This is a genomic window from Aestuariimicrobium sp. G57, from assembly GCF_050110855.1.
GTDB lineage: Bacteria > Actinomycetota > Actinomycetes > Propionibacteriales > Propionibacteriaceae > Aestuariimicrobium.
The window spans coordinates 129,110-149,858 of the sequence record NZ_JBNINW010000002.1 but is presented as its reverse complement, the minus strand read 5'-3'; the positions used below and the strand labels follow the sequence as shown (position 1 = coordinate 149,858).

Sequence of the window (20,749 nt, the reverse complement as noted above, 5' to 3'; positions counted from 1 at the left end):
AGGGGTGACAATGGCCATGTGGACCCCGTCTTCGTGACCCACACCCCGCCGCCGCAGTTGCGCCCATTCGTGGCCAGCGCCGTCGGCTACCACGTGCCGGCGGCACCCGCCGGCGTGCATCGCGGCCTGCCCTCGCGGCACCTCACGCTCGTCATCGATCTCGACCAGCCGCTCGAGGCAACGGCACCGACCGGCAGCACCTCGGCTCGCGCGATGCTCGGCGGGTTGTCGACCTCACCCGTGCTGCTTGCCGCGGCCACCCCGCAGCGCGGCATGCAGTACGCACTGACGGTGCTCGGCGTGCATGCGCTGCTGGGGGTGCCGTCCAGGGCTGTGGCTGGGCTCAACCTCGACCTCGTCGACGTGCTCGGCCCCGATGCGGCGCGGCTGCTCGACCGTCTTCATGAGGTCAGTCCGCCCGGGGGCGCCACACCATGGGCGGGCTTCGACATCGTGGACGACCTGCTGACCGCACGCCTCACTGCGGTACAGGGCCCGCCGCCCGAGGTGACCGAGGTCTGGCGAGCGATCTTTCGCCCCAGCAACCCCTTGACAAGGGTCGATGCCCTCGCCAATCACATCGGCTGGAGCCGGCGCCACCTCACCGAGCGCTTCGGTGACTCCACCGGCCTCACCCCGCAGTCGGCGATCCGGCTGGCCCGGTTTGAACGCGCCCACGACCTGCTGCTGGCCCCTGCACGGGCACCCCTCGCCGCCCTCGCCCTTGCGGCCGGCTACGCCGACCAGGCCCACCTGTCCCGCGACTGGCGCGAGTTCAGCGGCGACAACATCAGCACCTGGCTGCGTGAAGAGCTCCCATTCGTTCAAGACCGCCCGGCCGACGCAGGCACAGACTGAGGTCATGAACCAGCACACCTTCACCACCCCGCCGCCGCCCACCGTGTGGCCGTCCGTGGGGTTCACCAATCCAGATGCCGGCATTGCCTTCCTCGAGGGGCTCGGCTTCGTCGTCACCGCCCAGTACCGCGACGAGGACGGCACCATCCAGCATGCAGAGGCCCGCTGGCCCGACGGCGGCGGGGTGATGTTCGGCAGCCGTGGCAAACCCGGCGACTGGCGCGCACTGGGCCCTTCTGGCTGCTACGTCGCCTGTGCCGACAAGGTCCGGGTCGAGTCGGCGCTGGCCGGGGTGCGCGGGCTCGAGGGCGTCGAGGTGCTGGCCGAACCTGAACTCACCAGCTACGGCTCGTTCCAGTTCAACGTGCGCGATGCTGACGCCAACCTGTGGTCGGTGGGCACCTACCTGGGCGAGTAGCCGCCCGCGCCCGGTGGCCACCCCTGACCAGAACCCGGCGGGAGTTCACGGATTCACCCCACCAGCGGGCATATCTGCAAACTCCTGCCGGGTTCCGGTCACGTGCCCACCAGATCACCGTGCCCACCAGATCACCGTGCCCACCAGATCACCGTGCCCACCTGAACACACGACCGCGGCGTAGCGTGGATGGGGATCCGACAGGAGGCACCACGATGCCAAAGGCAACACGGTCAGGCCGCGCCAAAGTGGGCGAGATCCCCGAAACCCTCGAGCGGTCGTCGCAGAAGGCCCAGGACACGTTCGCCCAGACCCACGATTCCGCCATGGAGCAGTACGACGACGAGGAACGCGCCGCCCGGACGGCCTGGGCCGCCGTCAAGCACAGCTTCGAAAAGGTCGGCGACCACTGGGAGGCCAAGCAGCAGCCCGGCCCCTCCGATTCCCGCTCCGAAAAGGGCGGTCGCACCGGTGGCCGCACCCACGGTGGGGTCGACGCCAATGCCACCAAGCAGCACCTCTACAGCATCGCCCAGCGGCTCGACATCACGGGCCGGTCGTCGATGACCAAGGCAGAACTCGTCGAGGCCATCGACGACGAGAACCAGAAGCGCACCCGCACGGCCGCCGACTGATCCAGCTCAGGCTTCGTCGGTCGCGGCAGTGGCCGTTTCCCCGAGCCGGTGCTCAGGGCTGGTCCCATGCATCGTCCTCGTCAGTGACTAGGGGCACGAACAGGTACAGGCCGTGCTGGGTGTCGCTGAGCGTGCCGTCGGCCCGTTTGCGGACGCGGTGCATGACCCCGCCCACGGGGATCACCATCACCCCCGGTGAGGCCAACTGGTCGACCAGTTGTTGCGGCATCGACCCGGCCATCGCCGAGACCAGGATCCGGTCGAACGGGGCCTCATCGGGCAGCCCGAGCACGCCCGCAGGGGCTTGGTGCACCTCGGCCCACGGCAGCTGCTGGCCGGCGACCGCAGCCCGTGCCCGGGCCGTCAGGTCGGGAATGCGTTCGACCCCGAACACGCGCCCCGAACTGCCCACCAGTGCCGCCAGGATCGCGGTCGTCCAGCCCGAACCGCAGCCGACGTCGAGCACTTTGGCGCCCGGGACCACCTCGAGCAGCGCGATCATCTCGACCACCGTGCTGGGCTGGGAGTTCGTCTGGCCGTGCCCGATCGGTAACGGGTGGTCGCGGTCGGCGAAGCGGCGCTCCGACCACGGCAGGAAGGCGGTGCGGCGAAGGGTGCGCAGCACCGTCCAGACCTGCTCGCGGTCGGCGGGCCGTTCGGTCATGGAACCGTCCTCGGCACCTTGCCGCCGAGCTTCAGCAACGCGCACATCACCTTGTGCGCCGGGTCAGAGGCCTCGCCGAACATCAGTGGGCAGCCGCCCTCGATGACGGTCATGCCGTGCTCGCGGCCCCACTCGGCCGCCTCCGGCGAGACGCTGCCGGCGTCGACCGAACGATGCATCCAGACGTGCGTGATGCCGAGTGCGGACGCCTCGCGGACGGTCTCGTCGGCATGCTCGGGGCTGGTGGCGATGACGACGGCCTCGACACCGCCCGGGATGGCGGCCAGGTTCGGCCAGGCGGGGTCGCCCTCGACCGTCTCAGCATGGGGATTCACGGCAAACGTCTCGAACCCGCGCTCACGCAGGCGCTGGTAGACGGTGTTGGCGCCGTGACCTTGTGGGGTGCGCGACACCCCGGTGACTGCGATCCGCCGACAGGACAGGAAGTCCTCGGCGGCCTGCTTGATCTTCATTGATCCGACTTTCCACCTGGTGGTGGCCCTGGGCAGGGTCGCCTGGTTCAACGCTACGCCGCTGGTGGCGGATCGGCGACAGCGGGGCCCGGTATCGACCCGGTAGTTCTGTGCACGCAAAGTTCTGTGCACGCAAAAGTTCTGTGCACGCAAAAGTTCTGTGCACGCAAACCGGGATTCCGCCCTGGATCAGGGCAGAATCCCGGTTTCGATGCACGCAACTTCGCAGCTGGCTACTTCGCCTCGCGGGTCAGGTTGCGCCAGACCCCGATCGCTCCCGGCACGATGATCCACAGGCTGACGGCTGCCGCGAGCTTCACCCACCCCATCGTGGTGGGGTCATCCGCCGTCAGCACCTGCGAGGTCGTGGCCACGTCGATCCAGCTGGCGATCCGTTGCCCGGTCTCGCCGAACATCCCGATGGTCTGGACCACGCTCGGCAGGGCCATCACCATCACGATCGCCGCCGGTGAGTTCATGATCACCAGCGCGAACGCCGCCGCCATCGCGCTCGAGAGCAAGAACGTGCCGAGCTGCCCCAGCAACATCCGCGGCTCGAAGCCCCAGTCGGCGGCCTGGTCGATCACACCCGTGCCGACAAGGGTGGTCACCGCTGACAGGCCCTGGCTCAGCGCCCAGCCGAGCACCGAGATCACCAGGGCCACCACACCCTTGGCGGCCAGCACCCGGCCGCGCCGGGGCTCCACCGCGAAGGTGGTCAGCATCGTGCGCTGCCCCCATTCCTGGGTGAACAGCAGCACGACGGCGATCGGTACCAGCAGCGTGATGGGAAAACTGATGAACGCCGCAGGCACCGCCCACCCGGTGCCGAAGATGTCCGCGAACGGCCGGTACAGGGCGGTGATGCCCACTGCCACCCCCACGGCTCCGAGCACTGCGATTGCATCCAGGGCCAGGCTGGTGCGGGTGTCGACCAGCTTGCGGAATTCCACGGCGACCAGCCGTCCGAAAGTGACCCGTGGCGCGACCTCGACGTGCGGCAGGGCGCGGGGGCCGGCACCGGGCCGGTCGGACGACTCCCGCTGGTGGGTGTCGGTGCTGGTGATGAGTGGCGAACCGGTCTTGGTGGTGGTCATGCTGCGTACCCTTCGCGAGAGGTGGACATGGTGCGTTCGAGGAACATTTGTTCGAGGTCCTGGCCGTCGGCCAGCAACTCTTCGACAGGGGCATCGGCGACGATGCGGCCGTGGCCGATCATCACGACGCGGTCGGCGACCTGTTGCACCTCGTGCAGCAGGTGCGAGCTCAGCAGCACGGTGCCGCCGCGGTCGGCGAAGGTGCGCAGCAGCTGGCGCATCCAGTGGATGCCGTGTGGGTCAAGGCCGTTGGCCGGCTCGTCCAGGATCAGCACCTGCGGGTTGCCCAGCAGCGCATGGCCGATGCCGAGCCGCTGGCGCATGCCGAGTGAATACTTGCCGACCCGCTGGCGCGACTCCTTCTTGGTGAGGCCGACCGTCTCGAGCACCTGGTCGACCCGTGACGAGGGGATGCCCATCGCGAGGGCCCCGAGGGCGAGCACTTCGCGGCCGGTGCGGCCGGCGTGCTGTGCCGAGGCATCGAGCAGGATGCCGACGTGGGCGGCGGGGTTGGGGATGTCGGCGTAGCGCTGGCCCAGGATGGTGACGTCGCCGGCGGTGGCACGGGTCAGCCCGACGGCCACCCGCATCGCGGTCGACTTGCCGGCGCCGTTGGGGCCGAGGAAGCCGGTGACGAGTCCGGGCTCGGCGGTGAATGACACATTGTCGACGGCGGTGAGGTCGCCGTAGCGCTTGGTCAGGTTCGTGAAGGTGATCATGACTGGGAATCTGCTCTGGCCAGCCGGGTGGCCGCCACTGGCAAAAGGCTGCGGTTGGCTCCACCGTTGGCGTGCTCGTCCGATCAAAGGGCAGGGCAGCATGAGACCAAAGTCGATCCCACTGCCGACCGTTGGCGGGCCGCGTCCGTACGCGGTCCCCATAGGCTGGTGGGCATGTCGTCCGAGCCCATGCCCGCACAGAGCCGCCCCCGCGGGTGGGCGCTGACGTGGCGTTATGGCCTGGCGATCGGCTACCTGCTGGTGACGCTGCTGCTGGGCATCGCCGCTGCCGCGGTTGACCAGGTCGCCCCGTCGCTTGCCGTGACCGAGGTCGTGTTCGGCATCGCCGGGCTGTTCCTCATCCGGCTGCGCCACCGTCGTCCGGTGACCACGGCCGTCGTGCTGCTGCTGATGGCGAGCCTGGCCACGACGGTGGGCCTGCTGGTCGCGTGGGCGCTCGCGCACGTCGCGACCCGCCGCCGGTGGAAGGAGATGCTTCCGCTCGGGCTGCTGGCCCTGGTGTTGTCGCTGGTGACCGTGTGGTTGCAGATCGAGGTCTTCAAGACGCTCGACACCGCGGGTATCCCCGGCTGGTTGATGTATCTGCAGATCGCCGTGTTCGCCGTCCTCGCCATCGCGGTGTCGCTGGCCATCGGGTTCTCGGTGGGCGCCCGCCGCGACCTGCTCGCGTCGCTGCGCCAACGCGCCGAACAGGCCGAACTCACCCAGGAACTCATGGTGTTGCAGGGCCAGGCCGCCGAACGCAACCGCATCGCCCGCGAGATGCACGACGTGCTCGCCCACCGCATCTCGCTGGTCAGCATGCACGCCGGCGCGCTGGCCTACCGCACCGACCTGCCGCCCGACGACGTGCGCCAGGTCGCCGCACTGATCCAGGAGAACGCGCACCAGTCGCTCGAAGAACTGCGGGCGGTGCTGGGTTCGCTGCGCGAGGACGCCCCGGCCGCGGCGGTGGCCGGCTCGGGTGCCGGGGCGTCAGCCGTCGCCAAGCCGCAGCCGACCATCGCCCAGGTCGACGACCTCGTCGCCGACGCGCGCGCGGCCGGTGCCAGGGTCGACTACACCAACACGGTCGAGCACCCCGAGCTGCTGCCCACCTCGACCGGGCGCCACGTCTACCGGGTGGTGCAGGAGTCGCTGACGAATGCCCGCAAGCATGCGCCCCATGCGCGGGTGACGGTGCAGTTGTGGGGACGACCGGGCGACGGCCTTGCCGTGCGGAGCACCAATCCCACCTTGCGGAGCAGCAATCCCACCGTGCGCAGCACCAATGCAGTGGCGACGGCCTCGTCCACGAAGGCATCGGGCGAACCGGTCGTGCCGGGCGCAGGCGTGGGACTGCTGGGGCTGGCCGAACGGGCGCAGATGTCCGGTGGCCGGATCAGCCACCGGGTCGATGAGGATGGCGTCTTCGAGTTGGAGGTGTGGCTGCCATGGTGAGCGCAGGAACAATTCGAGTGGTGCTGGTCGATGACGACCCGCTGGTGCGGGCAGGGCTGAAGCTGATCCTGGGGGGCAGCCCCCAGATCGAAGTGCTCGGTGAGGCAGCCGACGGTGCCGACGCCGCGGCGCTCGTCGACGAGTTCGCGCCCGATGTGGTGCTGATGGACATCCGAATGCCGCGGCTGGACGGGCTTGCGGCCACCGAAGCGTTGCTGAAGCGGCCGAACCCGCCGCGGGTGATCATGCTGACGACCTTTGATGCCGACGACATGGTGCTGCGGGCGCTGGCCGTGGGGGCAGCGGGATTCCTGCTCAAGGACACCCCGCCGGCCCGCATGGTCGAGGCGATCCAGCAGGTGGCCTCGGGTGAGCATTCGCTCTCGCCGACCGTCACTGCCCAGGTCATCGCCGCGGCGACCCAGGGCGAGGCGGCGTCCCGGCGCGCGGAGGCGCTGGACTCTCTGGCCACGCTCAACGACCGTGAGCGTGAGGTGGCGCTGGCGATCGGGCAGGGCCTGACGAATGCGCAGATCTCGCAGACGTACTTCATGTCGGTGGCGACGGTGAAGGCGCATGTCACGCGGATCCTCGAGAAGCTCGGGGTCACGAACCGGGTGCAGGTGGCAATTCGGGTGCACGACGCGGGATTGGGCTGAGGTTCACGCACCCGTTGGGTTCATGCCGCTCCCCCTGACGCGCACGACGCCCCCTTTCGGTGCACGCCGCACCCCGTGGGGCGGGATACAAGGGGAGCGGCGTGGACCCACAGGGAGCGGCGTGCACTTGACGGGGAGCGCGCTGCCCTCACGGGGGGCGTGGTCATGCCTGCGCGATGCGGGTGGGGGGTGGGTTCGCCCCTGCGGATGGCGCTCTCAACGGGTATCACGCACCAGTCGGTACTGCACCGCATGCTGGTTCAGCTCATGGCATTCGCGGGTGCGCTCGAGTCGTTCGATCTGACGGTGGTGCCACGCCCGCAGCAGCGAGCGCAGTCGGGTGGACAGGGTCTTTCGGGGATGCATGACATGCCTCCGCCCCTGGGGGCTGGGTTGTGGCTTGGTGATCCAACTGTCGGCCGAGCGAGGACGAGTGCCATCAGCCAGATCGAGGCATCTCGTGCGCCGATCGTTGACCGGCGCCGGCAGTGACTACGTGGTGACGTCGTCCCATTCCGGGATGACGTCTTCGGCTGGGGCCGGCCGCCCCGGCAGCAGGAACCCTGCAATGACGGCGCTGGCCAGTGCGATGCCAGCGGCGACGGCGTAGCCGCGCTGGAATCCGGCAGTGACGCCGAGCAGCAGCCCGGACGCCGCCACGCTCGACATCAGCGCGGCCCCGAGAGAGGCGCCCAGCTCGTGGAAAGTGCTCAGCAGCCCCGAGGCGACGCCCGCCTCGTGCGGTGCCACGCTCGAGAGCACGGTCACCGAGGCCACCACGAACAGTGCCCCGAGGCCGGCCGAACCGATGCTGGTGGCCGTCACGACGAGGCTGGTGCTGCTGCCGGTGGCTGTCAGCGACAGCCCGGCGGCGGCGAGCACCAGACCCGCCACGCCCACTGCACGTGCACCCAGGGGGCCGATGGCTCGTCCGGCGGTCTGCGCACCGACCATCGTGGCCAGCGCCACGGGCAGGAACAGCAGGCCCGTGGTGAGCGCGTTGTGGCCGGCCGCGCCCTGCAGGAAGAACGTGCCCAGGAAGAACACCGAGACCATCAGCCCGGTGCCCACCAGCAGCACCATCGACCCGGCCAGCACCGGCCGGCGGCCCACCAGGGCGGGGTCGACCAGCGGCTGGGGTCGTCCACGCAGCCAACCGGCGAGCGCCAGGAACAGCAGCACACTCACCGCGAGCGCTGCCAACGGGCGGGTCGAGACCAGCCCGGCAGAACCGGCATCGATGCAGGCGAAGATGAGCGACCCGAAGGCGAGGGTGCCGAACAGCGCGCCGACCAGGTCGAGCCGGGCACCGGCTGCCCCCGCAGGCAGCCTGGGCAGCACCGCGGGCAGGGCGACCAGCACCACGACGCCGACGGGCACGTTCACCAGGAACACCCACGCCCAGCCGGGGCCCGCGGTCAGCAGCCCACCGACGAGCACGCCGACGGCCGCTCCGACCCCGCCGAGCGCCGACCAGATGCCCAGGGCCTTGTTGAGCTCATCGCCCTGGAACAGCCGGACGATGACCGACAGCGCGGCGGGTGACATCAGCGCGGCGCCGATGCCTTGGGCGACCCGGGCGACGATGACCAGCGTGCCGGAATCGACGAGCCCGGCAGCGAGCGAGGCCGCCGTGAACAGGGCCAGGCCGATCATCACGATGCGGCGAGGTCCGACGAGGTCGGCGAGGCGGCCGCCGGTGAGCAGCAGCCCGCCGAAGGCGAGGGTGTAGGCGCTCATCACCCAGGTGAGGGCCTCACGGCCCATGCCGAGTTCGGCGCCCATCTGGGGCATTGCGATGGCGACGACGGTGATGTCGAGGATCAGCATCAGCTGGGCGACGCCCAGCAGGGCGAGGGCCTTCCAGCGGCGGGGGTGGGGCGGGGTGGTGGGCATGGGCTCATTCCTTCTGAAACTTGAACGGTCGTGTACAAGTTGAAGCTAACAAGGTGAATCGCGTGGTTCAAGTTAATTTTGAACACGTGTGTACGAACTTGCGGTGGGAGTGAGCGATGCAGGGGGCGTCGGCCCTGGTCTGGCCCAGCAACGTGGGCTTAACAGCCTTAAAAAGACCTGCTCTGTTCGATTGGCGCATCGACCGGCGTCAAACAGCCCTTTTCGGGCCGGTTGACGCCGGTCGATGCACGCTGCTGGGTGGAGTGGCTGGGGGAGAGCTGGGTGGAGTGGCTGTGTTCAGGGGCTGGGTTGAGGGGCTGGGGGAGGGCTGGGTTCAGGGGCTGGGGGAGGGCTGGGTTCAGGGGCTGGGGGTGGTGCCCTGGCTAATGCGCCGGGTGCCCGCCCGTGCCCGTGCCGACCTCATCCGGCTTGCGCAACAGCAGGCTCGCCGCCACGGCCAGCACCCACACGGCGCCGGCGCCCAGGAAGGCCCAGTGTGAACCCCGCAGCATCGCCACCGCGTGGCCGGCGCCCCCGCTGGCAGCGGCGTCGGTCTGCATCGCGAAGATGGTGACGAACAGGGCCGTGCCGGCCGCGCCGGCCACCTGCTGGATCGTGCCGAGCATCGCCGAGCCGTGCGAAATCAGCCGCCCCGGCAGCCCGCCCAGGGCCACCGTGAACAGCGGGGTGAACGTGAAGGCGAACGAGGCGCTCATCAGCATGTGGCCCACCATGACCAGCCACCACGGGGTCGAGGGCGTCAGCATCGAGAACCCGACGAAGACCGCCAGGATCACCAGGCTCGCCGGCGCCACCAGCACGCGCGGCCCGACCCGGTCATAGAGTCGCCCGACGATCGGCCCCAGCACGCCCATGAGCAGGCCACCCGGCAGCATCATCAGGCCCACCTGCAGGGGCTCGAGTCCATAGACCTGCTGCAGCAGCAGCGGCAGCATGATGATGGTGCCGAACAGTGCCATCATGCCGATCGCCATCATGGTCACCGCGATGCGGAAGCTGCCGATCCTGAACGTGCGCAGGTCGAGGAAGGCCCGGTCGCGTGCCTGCAGCACGAACTGCCGCGCGATGAACGCCCCCAGCCCGGCCACGCCCATGCCCAGGGCGACCACGGGCTGCCAGGTGGGCACCAGCGGGTTGCCGATCAGCGAGAGTCCATAGACCAGGGGGCCGAACGCCACGACCGTCAGTGGGATCGACCAGCCGTCCAGCGGCACCGGCCGCGGGACGTTGGCATTGCGCAGCTTGAGGCGTCCCAGCGCCAGGATCGCCAGCGCAATGGGCAGCACGAACGCGAAGATGTAGCGCCACGACCCCAGCTGCAGCAGCACGCCAGACAGCGTCGGGCCCACGGCCGGGGCGACCGAGATCACCATCGAGATGTTGCCCATCATCTGCCCGCGGCCCTTTTCGGGGACGAGCTGCATGACGGTCGTCATCAACAGCGGCATCATCACGGCCGTGCCCGAGGCCTGGACGATGCGTGCGCCCAGCAGCACTTCGAACGTGGGCGCCAGCGCGGCGATGGCCGTGCCGGCGCTGAACAGCGACATGGCAAGGGTGAACACCGTGCGGGTGTGCAGCCGTTCGAGCAGCCAGCCCGTCACCGGGATGACCACGGCCATCGTCAGCATGAACGCCGTCGTCAGCCACTGCGCCGCGCGCTCGGTGACGCCGAAGCTGCCCATGATGCGCGAGAGGGCCACGTTCATGGTCGTCTCGTTCAGGATCACCACGAACGCCGCCACCAGCAGGATGGCAATGATCGAGCGGTTCTCGCCGGCATCACGCCCGGACGACGCCAGCTCGCGCGCGTCCATGGTGGTAGCGGCGCCACTGCGCGTGGGGGAGGGGGTTTCTCGTGGGTCAGTGCGCATCCGGGGGGCACTCCTTCCAGAAGGTAGACTTGGGTGTCCGAGTTGGAACGCTAGCAACACAAACCTTCTGGTTCAAGATAAATTTTGACATGCAAGTCCAGATTCCGGTGCGGACGCCCGGGCACCACGAGTCGCGACAAGGAGGAGGCAGCCATGCCCGCCACTGAGGCACCCACGACCGGTTCGCTCACCACCGATGAGCAGGAGACCAGGCGAAGGGCCGATGCACGCCGCAATTCAGCGGCGATCCTTGACGCGGCCACCCGCTGCCTGGCGCGTGACCCCGACGTGAGCCTGAAAGAGATCGCGAGTGAGGCAGGCGTGGGCCGGGTCACCCTGTACGGCCACTACGAGACGCGCGCGAACCTGATCGACTGTGTGGTCGACCGGGCCATCAGCCAGACCGAGGCCGACCTCAAGGAGCTCGACCTGTCGGGGGACCCGGCCGAGGCGATGGTCTCGCTCATCGCCGTGACCTGGGACTTGACCCACCGGTTCGGCGCCCTGGTGGTCGCGGCCGAGCGGTCGCTGCCGCCGGGCCGCATCAGCGACCTGCACCGCGAGCCCGCAGTCCGGGTGCGTGAACTGCTCACCCGGGGACGCGAGAGCGGGGCGTTCCGTGACGACATGCCCATCGAGTGGCAGGTCGATGTGATCCGTTCGCTGGTGCATGCCGGGGTCGATGCGGTCTATCGCGAGCAGTTGAGGGCCGAGCGGGCCCGCGAGCTGGTGCCGATGACGGTGCTGGCGTCGTTGACGGTGTGATTCAGGTGCTGAGTTCAAGGCCGAGCGCGGTCGCCGGTGTCGGACGCCGCGCGGCCAACAACTGGGTCGGGGACTCGCCGGCATAGCGCGTGACCGCCCGGGTGAAGTGGCTCTGGTCGGCATAGCCGTGCTTGGTCGCCAGCTCGGCCAGTGACAGCCGGCCGAGGTCGGCCGATGCCTGTTCGAACCGCACGATGTCGGCTGCCTGCTTCGGGCTCAGCCCGGCGTACGCAGTGAAGGTGGTCGTGACGTGACGATGGCTCCATCCCGTCTCGGCGACAAGGTCAGCGATGCGGACGCGGCCCCCGCTTGCGCTCATCCGGTTCCACAACCAGACCACCCAACCGGGGGTCCCTGCGTCATCCCGGGACGCCCACTGCTGCACCTGTGCTTGCACCAGTGCGAGGCGTTCAGCCCATGAATTGCGGTCCGCGAGCTGCTCGGCGAGCAGGCCAATCCCTGGCAGCAGCTCGTCCAGCGGGGTGACCCGGCGCGACACCTGTTCGGCGGGCAACCCCAGCACACGGCTGACCCCGAGGGGGTACAGGTAGACCTGCACACAGTCCTGGCGCCCGATGAAGCTCGTGCTGGCATGTCCCGGCGAGAACCCCGCCACGAACGACCCGTACCCGCGCCCGGCCCCGGTGGCGTCCGAGAGGTGGTCGCCGTGCAAGGGGGCGCTGAACGAGATCACCAATGGCACGAGGCTGCCGGCTGGTTGGCAGCGTTGGACGAGCCCGGACGCGCGTTCGGAGATGCCGACGAGGCCCGCGACCAGCCCCCGCAGTGGTGGTGCTGGCCCACGCTGGACGAGTGTGATCTGGTGCTCGACCATGGGGCCCCCTCGCCTGGTGGGTGGTCGAAAAGGTTCAAGACATCGAGACTACGTCGGGCAAGCATGGCGGTATGAGAAACCTTGCGATCATTGAATTCATCACCGTCGACGGGGTCATGCAGGGCCTGGGTTCACCGGACGAGGACACCGACGACGGCTTCACCCGCGGCGGCTGGGGGGCGCCTTATGCCCCGGCGATCCACGAGGCCGTCGCGGCTGAGGATTCGGGCCAGACCGAGGCCTTCCTGTTCGGCCGGCGCACGTACGAGAAGATGGCGGCCTTCTGGCCCCACCAGCCCAATGCCAACCCGATGGCGCGCCAGTTGAACGAGACGCCGAAGTACGTGGCGACAAGGACGTTGGCTGGGCTGGACTGGTCGGGTGCGCAGGTATTGCGGGGCGACCTGGGGCCTGCGGTGGCCGACCTGAAGGGCGGCGGCGATGGCGACATCGTCGTGCTGGGCAGCGGGCACTTGGTGGCCCAACTGATGCAGCTCGGGTTGGTCGATGAGTACCGGCTGTTCATACACCCGCTGCTGTTGGGTGCGGGCAAGCGGCTGTTCGGGGCGCTCGCTGCGCCGGTGAACCTACGGCTGGAGTCCGTGAGCGCGACCAGTCTGGGCACGGTGGTGTTGAGGTATGAGTGCTGCTGAGACGTGGGCGAAGTTGCGTGAGTCAAACGGCTGATCGGGCCTGTGGGCGGCTGGTGTGGCGGTTTCGCTGCACAAAACTTCGGCGACTGGCAGGCTCAGGGCTCGGGTTCCGTTTCGGGATCCTCAACATCCGGCCGCCCCGGCCGCAGCGGCCCGGACGGCGTGTCGAACACGGGCAGGGGCCGACCCTGCGTGCGTTCGTACCAGTCCGCGTACGCCCCCACGGCCGTCGGCAGCGTCGGGAACAGGTTCTGCTCGCCCACCTTGTCGACGAACCCGGCCCGCAGCAGCTCCTCGCGCAGGTCCTCCTTGACCCGGGCCACTGCCAACCGGATGCCGTCCTGGTCCAGCTGGCGCCGCAACTCCTCCAGAGCATCCACCGCAGTCAGGTCGACCTCGACATTCGCCTCGACGTTCAGCAACAGCCAGAACACCTCACCCCGCTCGCGGGCCTCGTCAACCGCAGCCAGCGCCCGGCGGCTGAAATCGCTGGCGTTGGCGAAGAACAGGGGCGAGTCATAGCGATAGACCACCAGCCCCGGCACCTGCACCGCCTCGGGGTAGTCGTCAATGTCGTGCATGCCGGCCACCTGCGGCACATAACCCAGGATGCCGTCATGCGGGTGGACGATGCGCCTGATCAGGTCGAGCACCGACAGCCCGATCGCGACTCCGACGCCGACCAGTACCCCGAACACCAGCACGGACGCCGTCGTGGCCAGCGCCAGCACCAGCTCGCTGCGACGAAAGGCGGCGATGCGGCGCAACTCGGCCACATCAACCAGGCGCACGGCTGCGAAGATCACCACCGCCGCCAGCGCCGCCGTCGGGAACCGTCCCACCAGTGGTCCGAGCCACAACAGCACCGCCACCACGAGCACCACCGAGACCAGCGAATGCAGCTGGGTGCGCGCCCCCATGCTGTCGGCCAACACCGTGCGGCTGCCACTCGAACTGATCGGAAAGCCCTGCATGAATCCCGCGGCGATGTTCGCCCCGCCCAGTGCCAGGAACTCCTGACGGGCGTCGACCTGCTCGCGGTGTCGTTGCGCGAACGCGCGTCCGGTCAACACGTTGTCGGTGTAGGCGACGATGCTCACCCCGAGCGCGGCCGGCAGCAGCGCCCACAGGTCGATGCCGCCCAGGTCGGGCGCGCGCGGTCGCGGCACGCCCGCGGGCACGTCACCGACGATCAGGACGCCGTTCGTCGCGAGGTCGAAGACCGCCACGACGACCGCGGCTGCGACCATGCCGATCAGCGGCCCCGGCCATTTCGGCGCGAACCGGTGGACGACGAACAGCACCACCAGCACCCCGGCGGTGAGTACGAGCGTCGGCCAGTGCACCTGCTGGGCGTTGCGGACCGCGGAAGTGACCTCCTGGATGACACTGCCCGAATCCACGGGGATGCCGGTGGCCTTGGTGATCTGGCTCACGATCATCAGCACGGCGATGCCGGCCAGGTAGCCCACCAGCAGCGGACGTGACAGCAACTCGGCCAGGAACCCGAGCCCGGCCAGCCAGCCGACAAGGCACAACACCCCCACCGCGATCGCCATGGCGGCGGCGACGTCGGCGTAGCGCCCGACGCCCACCGCGGTGATCAACCCGCCCACACCGGCGGCGGTCATCAAGGCGGTCGTCGACTCGGGGCCCACCGACAACTGCCGGGACGACCCGAGGACGGCATAGACGAGCAGTCCGGGGCCGACGGCCCAGAGCCCGGTGATGGCGGGCAGGCCGGCGACCTCGGCATAGGCCATCACCTGCGGCACGAGGTAGGCGGTGACGGTGATTCCGGCCATGATGTCGCCGCGCAGCCACGCGCGTTGGTAGTGCATCAGCACCGCAACCCCGGGCAGCAGCCGTTGCCAGCGCGGGGTGGTGTCAGTGCCGGGTTGCCGGATCTTCGTCGACCGGGGCATCTGCCCACGATACCGCCGCGGGTGGGGGCGGCGTGGGGCGGGTGGCGGTCAGGGAAGCTCATGCAGACTTGCTGGACTGCTCCCGATCGTTGGTCTGCTCTGCGGGGTCGGCCTCTGCCTCGAGCTCGGCCATCGGGCCGCTGCGATCGGTCGCGTGCCGGGTGGCCTCCCAGTCGGGGTTGCCGGGCAGGCCGTCCAGTCCGGGGTTCGGCTCGTCCTGACCCGCGATCGCCGAACCGCGCCGCGAGCTCGAGATGACCCCTGCGATGGCGATCACGGCGGCCACCCCGGCGATGACGTAGCGCAGCCAGCTGGGGTCGTCGCCGAGGGCCGACATGCTCACCGCAGCCGGTGCGACCAGCACCGCGACCAGGTTCATCACCTTGATCAGTGGGTTGATGGCCGGGCCGGCGGTGTCCTTGAAGGGGTCACCCACCGTGTCGCCGATGACCACTGCGGCGTGGGCGTCCGAGCCCTTGCCGCCATGGTGGCCGTCCTCGACGAGCTTCTTCGCGTTGTCCCAGGCGCCGCCCGAATTGGCCAGGAACACTGCCATCAGGGTGCCGCAGGCGATGGCGCCCGCCAGGTAGCCCGCCAGCGCGGGCACGCCCAGCCCGAAGCCCACCGCGATCGGCGCGAGCACCGCGAGCAGGCCCGGCTTGAGAAGTTCACGCAGCGAGTCACGGGTGCAGATGTCGACCACGCGACCGTACTCGGGACGACCGGTGCCGTCCATGATGCCGGGGATCTCACGGAACTGGCGGCGCACCTCGAAGACCACCGCACCGGCTGCACGGCTGACGGCCTGGATCGCCAGCCCCGAGAACAGGAAGACGACTGCGGCGCCGATGATGACGCCCACGAGAACGCTCGGTGAGAACACCACCGACTGCAGTTCGAACTCGGTGTAACGGCCGCCAAGCACGTTGGCGACGGCATCGGTGAAGGCCCCGAACAGGGCAGTGGCGGCGAGCACCGCGGTGGCGATGGCGATGCCCTTGGTGATGGCCTTGGTGGTGTTGCCGACCGCGTCGAGCTCGGTGAGGATCTGCGCGCCCTCGCCATCGACGTCACCCGACATCTCGGCGATGCCCTGGGCGTTGTCAGAGACGGGTCCGAAGGTGTCCATGGCGACGATGACGCCCACCGTGGTCAGCAGGCCGCAGCCCGCCAGCGCGATCGCGAACAGGCCCATGACACCGGCCCCGCCCAGCATGAATGCCCCGAGCACGGTCAGGGCGATCAGCACGGCGGTGAACACCGCCGATTCGAGGCCCAGCGAGATGCCCGAGAGCACCACCGTCGCAGCACCTGTGACCGAGGTATTGCCGACGTCCTGCACCGGCTTGTGCTCGGTGCCGGTGTAGAACCCGGTCAACGCCAGGATCAGCGCCGCCAGCACGACGCCGATGGTCACCGCTGCGAACGCGACGATGCGGGGGTCGTCGATGGGCCCGCTGAAGTTCTCGACCCCCAGCGCCGCGAACGAGTCGGGCAGGTAGACGAAGGCCGCCACGCCCGACAGCACCAGCGAGATCACGGCCGAGGCATAGAAGGCCTTGTTGATGGTGGCCAGGCCGTTCTCGCCCGCCCGGGGGCGCATCAGGTAGACACCGGCCAGCGCGGTCAGCACACCGATCGCCGGGATGATCAACGGGAAGATGAGCCCCTGCTCGCCCCACGCGGCCCGGCCCAGGATCAGCGCGGCCACCAGCGTCACGGCGTACGACTCGAACAGGTCGGCGGCCATGCCGGCGCAGTCACCGACGTTGTCACCGACGTTGTCGGCGATGGTGGCAGCGTTGCGGGGGTCGTCCTCGGGGATGTTCTGCTCGACCTTGCCGACCAGGTCGGCGCCGACGTCGGCGGCCTTGGTGAAGATGCCGCCACCGACACGCATGAACATGGCCAGCATTGCTGCGCCGAAGCCGAAGCCCTCGAGGATCACGGGGGCATTGCCGCGGAAGATCAGCACGACCAGCGCGGCGCCCAGCAGGCCGAGGCCAATCGTGGCCATGCCGACGGCAGCGCCGGTGCGGAACGCGATCTTCATGGCAGGGTCGCGTCCCTGGTCACGGGCTGCGGCGGCCACGCGCACGTTGGCCCGCACCGCCAGCCACATGCCCATCCAGCCGATCAGTGCCGAGAAGCCTGCGCCGGCGACGAAGGCGAGTGACCGGGCGATGCGCAGCACCCAGCCGTTGCCGTCACCGTGGATCGGCAGGGCGAGCAGCACGAAGAACGCCACCACCGCGAAGATGCCGAGCGTGCGGAACTGCCGGGTGAGGTATGCCGAGGCGCCCTCTTGCACGGCGAGGGCGATCGCGCGCATGTTGTCGGTGCCGTCGGCGGCGCGCAGCACCTGCGCGCGGTAGACCAGCGACATCGCCACTGCCACTGCCGCGAGCGCCGCGATGACGATGACGATGGACACGCTGCCGGACGACAGGGACACTTCGAGGGGACGGTGAAGCATGGGCGTTCCTCCAATGGGTGCGCGGCCCCGTTGCCACGCCATTGACCCGGTTCAGGTCGATCGTCGTGAGCCTACATCGCAGGGCTTACTCCAGTCCGAGAAACGCCACCATCGCGTTGACAAGCTCATGCGCCTCGTCCCCGGTGCGGGCCTCGGCGAAGATGCGCAGCACCGGCTCAGTACCCGAGAAGCGGCACACCAGCCAGGCGTCGTCCTCGAACCTCACCTTGGCGCCGTCGACGTAGTCGACGGAGGTGACCGGTCGACCGAAGTCGGGCAGCTCGCGGCGCTCGAACAGCTGTGCCATGAGTTCGCTGCGGCGTCCGGGGGTGAAGCCCCATGCTGTCTCGACCATCTCGAGGCTGCCGTACTCGGCGACGATGTCGGCCCAGTGCTCGCTCAGGTGGCGTTTGCTGGCCGCGAGCATCTCGACGAGCAGCGAGGCGGCATAGACGCCGTCCTTACCGGCGATGTGCCCGCGCACGGTCAGGCCACCGGACGATTCACCGCCGATGATCGCATCATGTTCGGCCATGGCAGCGCTGATGTGCTTGAACCCGACGGGCACCTCGTGGGCGCGCTGCCCGTGTTTCTCGGCCACCCGGTCGAGCAGGTGGGTGGTGGCGAGGTTGCGCACCACCGGGCCCTGCCAGCCCTTGTCGACGAGCAGGTAGCGGTAGAGCAGCACCAGGATCTGGTTGGCCGACAGGTAATTGCCCAAGTCATCCACGATGCCGAGGCGGTCTGCGTCGCCGTCGGTGCCGATGCCCAGGTCGGCGTCACCGTCGCGCACCCGCTGGCGCAGCTCGTGCAGCGTCTCGAAGTTCGGCGACGGCAACTGGCCGCCGAACAGGGTGTCGTGGCGGCTGTTGATGACCTCGACATCACAGCGCGCCGTCATCAGGATCGTCTGCAGGCAGGTCTGCGAGACGCCGTACATCGGGTCGAGGATCACCTTGAGGTGGGCATGGCGGATGGTCTCGGTGTCGACCTGGTCGAGGATTGAATCGATGTACCAGTTCATGGACTTCTGCACCGTGACCAGCGGGTGGGTGCTGATCTCATGTGCGGGGGTGCTGGTGACGTCGTCGACCGTCAGGGCATTGATCTCGTGCTGCAGTTCGGCAGTGACGGCGGCATCGGCATCGCGGCCGCCCTCGGTGAAGACCTTGACGCCGTTGTAGAGCGCGGGGTTGTGCGAGGCGGTGACGGCCAGGCCGTAGGCGGTGTTCTTGCTGCGGACCGTGAACATGATCATGGGTGTGGGCGCGGCCCGGTCGATCACGGTCGTGGGGATGCCGTTGCCGACCATGACCTCGGCCAGCCACCAGGCCGACTCGCGGCTGAGGAACCGCCGGTCATAGCCGATGACGATGCCGCGCTCGGCGACGCCTTCGCGCTGCATGCGGTTGGCAAGGCCCTGCCCGAGCAGGCGCAAGTTGGCGAGGGTGAAGCCGTCGGCGATGATGGCACGCCAGCCGCCGGTGCCGAATTCGATCATGGCGCCAAGCTATCGCGGGGGTCTGACAAGTTTTCGGCGCGCGCAGTGCTGGTGATCAATCGCTCAGGGCGGGGTGTCGGATCGGGCTGGGGTCGGGCGAGCGCTTCGCGACGCTGGGGCAGGGGGACAGCTGCCCGGCACCTCCAACGGCCCGACCGAGGCGATCAACGGCCGGCTCGAGCACCTCCGCGACTACACCCCCTCGAGTGGGATGAGCCCTCTATCATCGGTCCATGACCACTCGGCTGAACCCCTACCTGAGCTTCGCGGGTGATGCCGCGGACGCCCTGGCGTTCTACCAGGACGTGTTCGGCGGCGATCTCACGATCAACCACTTCGGCGACTTCGGCACCGACGACCACGGCATAGGCGGCCAGGTCATGCACGGCCAGCTGGAAACAGCGTCTGGCCTCACGCTGATGGCCGCCGACATGCTGCCGGGCGAGACGTTGCGGCCCGGAAACAACCTCGCGGTCAGCCTCGGCGGGAACGACACCGAGGAGCTGCGCGGCTACTGGCGGGCGCTGTCGGACGGAGGGACCGTGACGGTTGACCTGGCCACCCAGCCGTGGGGCGACGAGTTCGGGATGTGCGTCGACCGGTTCGGGACCTCGTGGCTGGTCAACATCGCCGGGGGCGGCTGACCTACCCGATCCGCGGTGCGCACCCTCGATTGGGGATGAGCCGAGTTGTGCCCGGGGTGGTCGAAATCCTCGGGCCTCCCTGGCGGCCAATGCCCGCTGTCCGGAACCGGGCCGGAGTTCTTGGATCGGGGTGTGGTGGGGCGGGAATCGGGAACTCCGGCCGGGTTCTGGACAGCGGCTCCACCGGCCGTTCAGTCGAGCAGCCCAGTGCGTCGCCCAGCCGCCTCAGGCCGACACGTGGATGGCGATCTTGCCCCGGCCATGCCTGGTCTGGCTCAACCGGAACGCTTGCGCGGCGTCGGCCAGGTCGAACACCGCCGCCAGCACCATCTTCACGCTGCCGGCATCGAACAGTTCGCCCAGGGCTTCGAAGTCTGCGCGATTGGCGGCCACTTGCAGGTAGTGCCCGCCGCGCTCGACAATCTGGCGGTCGGTGATCGAGGCGTGCCGCCCTTCGGGGGCAAGCACCGCCATGGTCTGGTCGGCGACCCCACCCCCGACAAGGTCAACCACCACGTCGACACCCTGCGGGGCCAGCGCACGCACCTGGTCGACCAGGCCATCGCCATAGGTCACCGGTTCGGCCCTGAGACCACGCAGGAATTCATGATTTGGCGCGGAGGCCGTGCCGATGACCCGGCCAGCCCCGAGCGCCCGGGCGATCTGCACCGCCAGGTGACCCACCCCACCCGCTGCGGCGTGCACCATGACCGTGTCGCCCTCGCCGACCCCGGCCAGCCGCAACACCTGGTAGGCCGTCAGGCCTGCGCAGGGCAGCGCACCCGCCTCGTCCCAGGTGAGCGAGCGCGGCTTCGGGCCGAGTGCATCGGCCGGCACCGTCATCAATTCCGCGTAGCCGCCGCTGCGCACACCGCGGCCCTCATGCCCGTAGGTGACGACTTCATCACCAATGGACCAGCCCGTGACACCTTCGCCGACCGACTCGACCACCCCGGCGGCATCACGTCCGGGGATGGCCGGAAAGGCGACGGGCATGTCCGGGCGGCCCTTGACGATCTTCCAGTCGACGGGGTTGACCGACGAGGCCTTCACCGCAATCCGCACCTCGCCGGGGCCGACGGTGGGCTCGGCCGCCGCGTCAGACAGGTGCAGCACCTCTGGCCCGCCGTGCTCTGTGTACTCGATCGCCAACATGGCCCGAGTCTAGGTCGCGG

Annotated in this window: 20 protein-coding genes; 8 read left to right on the top strand and 12 right to left on the bottom strand. The window is 69.2% G+C overall.

The annotated features are described in order from the left end of the window. Window positions 1-18: 18 nt before the first annotated feature. From ACQCX5_RS04705 to ACQCX5_RS04695, 3 genes are all read left to right on the top strand, one after another. Window positions 19-858, top strand: a complete 840-nt coding sequence (locus ACQCX5_RS04705) for a helix-turn-helix domain-containing protein (protein ID WP_434540855.1) — start codon at window positions 19-21, stop codon at window positions 856-858. Window positions 859-862: 4 nt separating this feature from the next. Further along, window positions 863-1,276: a hypothetical protein gene (locus ACQCX5_RS04700; RefSeq protein WP_434540854.1), complete on the top strand. Its 414-nt coding sequence runs from the start codon at window positions 863-865 to the stop codon at window positions 1,274-1,276. Between the two features lie 215 nt (window positions 1,277-1,491). Further along, entirely contained in the window at window positions 1,492-1,911 is a 420-nt protein-coding gene (locus ACQCX5_RS04695) for a ChaB family protein (RefSeq protein WP_434540853.1), read from the top strand. Window positions 1,912-1,963: 52 nt separating this feature from the next. Here the strand turns inward: ACQCX5_RS04695 and ACQCX5_RS04690 are convergent, their stop codons facing one another. The 4 genes from ACQCX5_RS04690 to ACQCX5_RS04675 form a co-directional block, all read right to left on the bottom strand. Beyond that, a complete protein-coding gene (locus tag ACQCX5_RS04690) occupies window positions 1,964-2,575 on the bottom strand; it encodes a protein-L-isoaspartate O-methyltransferase family protein (RefSeq protein ID WP_434540852.1) in 612 nt (203 codons plus the stop codon). Next, window positions 2,572-3,048 carry a CoA-binding protein gene (locus tag ACQCX5_RS04685; protein WP_434540851.1) on the bottom strand — a complete coding sequence of 159 codons (477 nt, stop codon included), beginning with the start codon at window positions 3,046-3,048 and terminating at the stop codon, window positions 2,572-2,574. The genes ACQCX5_RS04690 and ACQCX5_RS04685 overlap by 4 nt, the downstream gene beginning before the upstream one ends. Window positions 3,049-3,281: 233 nt before the next feature. After that, window positions 3,282-4,145, bottom strand: a complete 864-nt coding sequence (locus ACQCX5_RS04680; RefSeq protein ID WP_434540850.1) for a hypothetical protein — start codon at window positions 4,143-4,145, stop codon at window positions 3,282-3,284. Then, a complete protein-coding gene (locus tag ACQCX5_RS04675) occupies window positions 4,142-4,864 on the bottom strand; it encodes an ABC transporter ATP-binding protein (protein WP_434540849.1) in 723 nt (240 codons plus the stop codon). The genes ACQCX5_RS04680 and ACQCX5_RS04675 overlap by 4 nt, the downstream gene beginning before the upstream one ends. Window positions 4,865-5,038: 174 nt before the next feature. On the opposite strand from ACQCX5_RS04675, the gene ACQCX5_RS04670 reads away from it, so the two are divergent. Both ACQCX5_RS04670 and ACQCX5_RS04665 read left to right on the top strand, forming a co-directional pair. After that, window positions 5,039-6,325 carry a sensor histidine kinase gene (locus ACQCX5_RS04670; protein WP_434540848.1) on the top strand — a complete coding sequence of 429 codons (1,287 nt, stop codon included), beginning with the start codon at window positions 5,039-5,041 and terminating at the stop codon, window positions 6,323-6,325. Further along, window positions 6,319-6,984 (top strand): response regulator, encoded by a 666-nt coding sequence (locus ACQCX5_RS04665; protein WP_434540847.1) that lies wholly within the window; start codon window positions 6,319-6,321, stop codon window positions 6,982-6,984. Before ACQCX5_RS04670 ends, ACQCX5_RS04665 begins: the two co-directional genes overlap by 7 nt. A gap of 216 nt (window positions 6,985-7,200) precedes the next feature. Here ACQCX5_RS04665 and ACQCX5_RS04660 read toward each other — a convergent pair whose 3' ends face one another. The 3 genes from ACQCX5_RS04660 to ACQCX5_RS04650 form a co-directional block, all read right to left on the bottom strand. Beyond that, a complete protein-coding gene (locus ACQCX5_RS04660; RefSeq protein WP_434540846.1) occupies window positions 7,201-7,350 on the bottom strand; it encodes a hypothetical protein in 150 nt (49 codons plus the stop codon). A 126-nt stretch (window positions 7,351-7,476) separates the two neighbouring features. Then, window positions 7,477-8,880 carry an MFS transporter gene (locus tag ACQCX5_RS04655; protein WP_434540845.1) on the bottom strand — a complete coding sequence of 468 codons (1,404 nt, stop codon included), beginning with the start codon at window positions 8,878-8,880 and terminating at the stop codon, window positions 7,477-7,479. Window positions 8,881-9,263: 383 nt separating this feature from the next. Then, window positions 9,264-10,718: an MDR family MFS transporter gene (locus ACQCX5_RS04650; RefSeq protein ID WP_434540844.1), complete on the bottom strand. Its 1,455-nt coding sequence runs from the start codon at window positions 10,716-10,718 to the stop codon at window positions 9,264-9,266. Window positions 10,719-10,928: 210 nt separating this feature from the next. On the opposite strand from ACQCX5_RS04650, the gene ACQCX5_RS04645 reads away from it, so the two are divergent. Further along, complete coding sequence (locus ACQCX5_RS04645) at window positions 10,929-11,540, top strand: TetR/AcrR family transcriptional regulator (protein WP_434540843.1); 612 nt, start codon at window positions 10,929-10,931, stop codon at window positions 11,538-11,540. 1 nt (window position 11,541) lies between these two features. Here the strand turns inward: ACQCX5_RS04645 and ACQCX5_RS04640 are convergent, their stop codons facing one another. Next, a complete protein-coding gene (locus ACQCX5_RS04640; RefSeq protein ID WP_434540842.1) occupies window positions 11,542-12,375 on the bottom strand; it encodes a helix-turn-helix domain-containing protein in 834 nt (277 codons plus the stop codon). 71 nt (window positions 12,376-12,446) lie between these two features. Between ACQCX5_RS04640 and ACQCX5_RS04635 the strand changes: the two genes are divergently transcribed. After that, entirely contained in the window at window positions 12,447-13,028 is a 582-nt protein-coding gene (locus ACQCX5_RS04635) for a dihydrofolate reductase family protein (RefSeq protein WP_434540841.1), read from the top strand. Between the two features lie 95 nt (window positions 13,029-13,123). On the opposite strand, the gene ACQCX5_RS04630 is transcribed toward ACQCX5_RS04635, so the two are convergent. From ACQCX5_RS04630 to ACQCX5_RS04620, 3 genes are all read right to left on the bottom strand, one after another. After that, window positions 13,124-14,953, bottom strand: a complete 1,830-nt coding sequence (locus ACQCX5_RS04630; protein WP_434540840.1) for a SulP family inorganic anion transporter — start codon at window positions 14,951-14,953, stop codon at window positions 13,124-13,126. A 58-nt stretch (window positions 14,954-15,011) separates the two neighbouring features. Beyond that, window positions 15,012-17,429 carry a sodium-translocating pyrophosphatase gene (locus ACQCX5_RS04625; RefSeq protein WP_434540839.1) on the bottom strand — a complete coding sequence of 806 codons (2,418 nt, stop codon included), beginning with the start codon at window positions 17,427-17,429 and terminating at the stop codon, window positions 15,012-15,014. 85 nt (window positions 17,430-17,514) lie between these two features. Then, a complete protein-coding gene (locus ACQCX5_RS04620) occupies window positions 17,515-18,930 on the bottom strand; it encodes a phosphoglucomutase/phosphomannomutase family protein (protein WP_434540838.1) in 1,416 nt (471 codons plus the stop codon). Window positions 18,931-19,163: 233 nt separating this feature from the next. Between ACQCX5_RS04620 and ACQCX5_RS04615 the strand changes: the two genes are divergently transcribed. After that, window positions 19,164-19,574, top strand: coding sequence for a VOC family protein (locus ACQCX5_RS04615; protein WP_434540837.1), 411 nt, complete (start codon window positions 19,164-19,166; stop codon window positions 19,572-19,574). 225 nt (window positions 19,575-19,799) lie between these two features. Here the strand turns inward: ACQCX5_RS04615 and ACQCX5_RS04610 are convergent, their stop codons facing one another. Next, a complete protein-coding gene (locus ACQCX5_RS04610) occupies window positions 19,800-20,729 on the bottom strand; it encodes an NADP-dependent oxidoreductase (RefSeq protein WP_434540836.1) in 930 nt (309 codons plus the stop codon). Window positions 20,730-20,749 lie beyond the last annotated feature (20 nt).

Coding starts and splice junctions, on each gene's coding strand:
- ACQCX5_RS04700 (WP_434540854.1), top strand. CDS start 863: ATGAACCAGCACACCTTCACCACCCCGCCGCCGCCCACCGTGTGGCCG.
- ACQCX5_RS04695 (WP_434540853.1), top strand. CDS start 1,492: ATGCCAAAGGCAACACGGTCAGGCCGCGCCAAAGTGGGCGAGATCCCC.
- ACQCX5_RS04690 (WP_434540852.1), bottom strand. CDS start 2,575: ATGACCGAACGGCCCGCCGACCGCGAGCAGGTCTGGACGGTGCTGCGC.
- ACQCX5_RS04685 (WP_434540851.1), bottom strand. CDS start 3,048: ATGAAGATCAAGCAGGCCGCCGAGGACTTCCTGTCCTGTCGGCGGATC.
- ACQCX5_RS04680 (WP_434540850.1), bottom strand. CDS start 4,145: ATGACCACCACCAAGACCGGTTCGCCACTCATCACCAGCACCGACACC.
- ACQCX5_RS04675 (WP_434540849.1), bottom strand. CDS start 4,864: ATGATCACCTTCACGAACCTGACCAAGCGCTACGGCGACCTCACCGCC.
- ACQCX5_RS04670 (WP_434540848.1), top strand. CDS start 5,039: ATGTCGTCCGAGCCCATGCCCGCACAGAGCCGCCCCCGCGGGTGGGCG.
- ACQCX5_RS04665 (WP_434540847.1), top strand. CDS start 6,319: ATGGTGAGCGCAGGAACAATTCGAGTGGTGCTGGTCGATGACGACCCG.
- ACQCX5_RS04660 (WP_434540846.1), bottom strand. CDS start 7,350: ATGCATCCCCGAAAGACCCTGTCCACCCGACTGCGCTCGCTGCTGCGG.
- ACQCX5_RS04655 (WP_434540845.1), bottom strand. CDS start 8,880: ATGCCCACCACCCCGCCCCACCCCCGCCGCTGGAAGGCCCTCGCCCTG.
- ACQCX5_RS04650 (WP_434540844.1), bottom strand. CDS start 10,718: ATGGACGCGCGCGAGCTGGCGTCGTCCGGGCGTGATGCCGGCGAGAAC.
- ACQCX5_RS04645 (WP_434540843.1), top strand. CDS start 10,929: ATGCCCGCCACTGAGGCACCCACGACCGGTTCGCTCACCACCGATGAG.
- ACQCX5_RS04640 (WP_434540842.1), bottom strand. CDS start 12,375: ATGGTCGAGCACCAGATCACACTCGTCCAGCGTGGGCCAGCACCACCA.
- ACQCX5_RS04635 (WP_434540841.1), top strand. CDS start 12,447: ATGAGAAACCTTGCGATCATTGAATTCATCACCGTCGACGGGGTCATG.
- ACQCX5_RS04630 (WP_434540840.1), bottom strand. CDS start 14,953: ATGCCCCGGTCGACGAAGATCCGGCAACCCGGCACTGACACCACCCCG.
- ACQCX5_RS04625 (WP_434540839.1), bottom strand. CDS start 17,429: ATGCTTCACCGTCCCCTCGAAGTGTCCCTGTCGTCCGGCAGCGTGTCC.
- ACQCX5_RS04620 (WP_434540838.1), bottom strand. CDS start 18,930: ATGATCGAATTCGGCACCGGCGGCTGGCGTGCCATCATCGCCGACGGC.
- ACQCX5_RS04615 (WP_434540837.1), top strand. CDS start 19,164: ATGACCACTCGGCTGAACCCCTACCTGAGCTTCGCGGGTGATGCCGCG.
- ACQCX5_RS04610 (WP_434540836.1), bottom strand. CDS start 20,729: ATGTTGGCGATCGAGTACACAGAGCACGGCGGGCCAGAGGTGCTGCAC.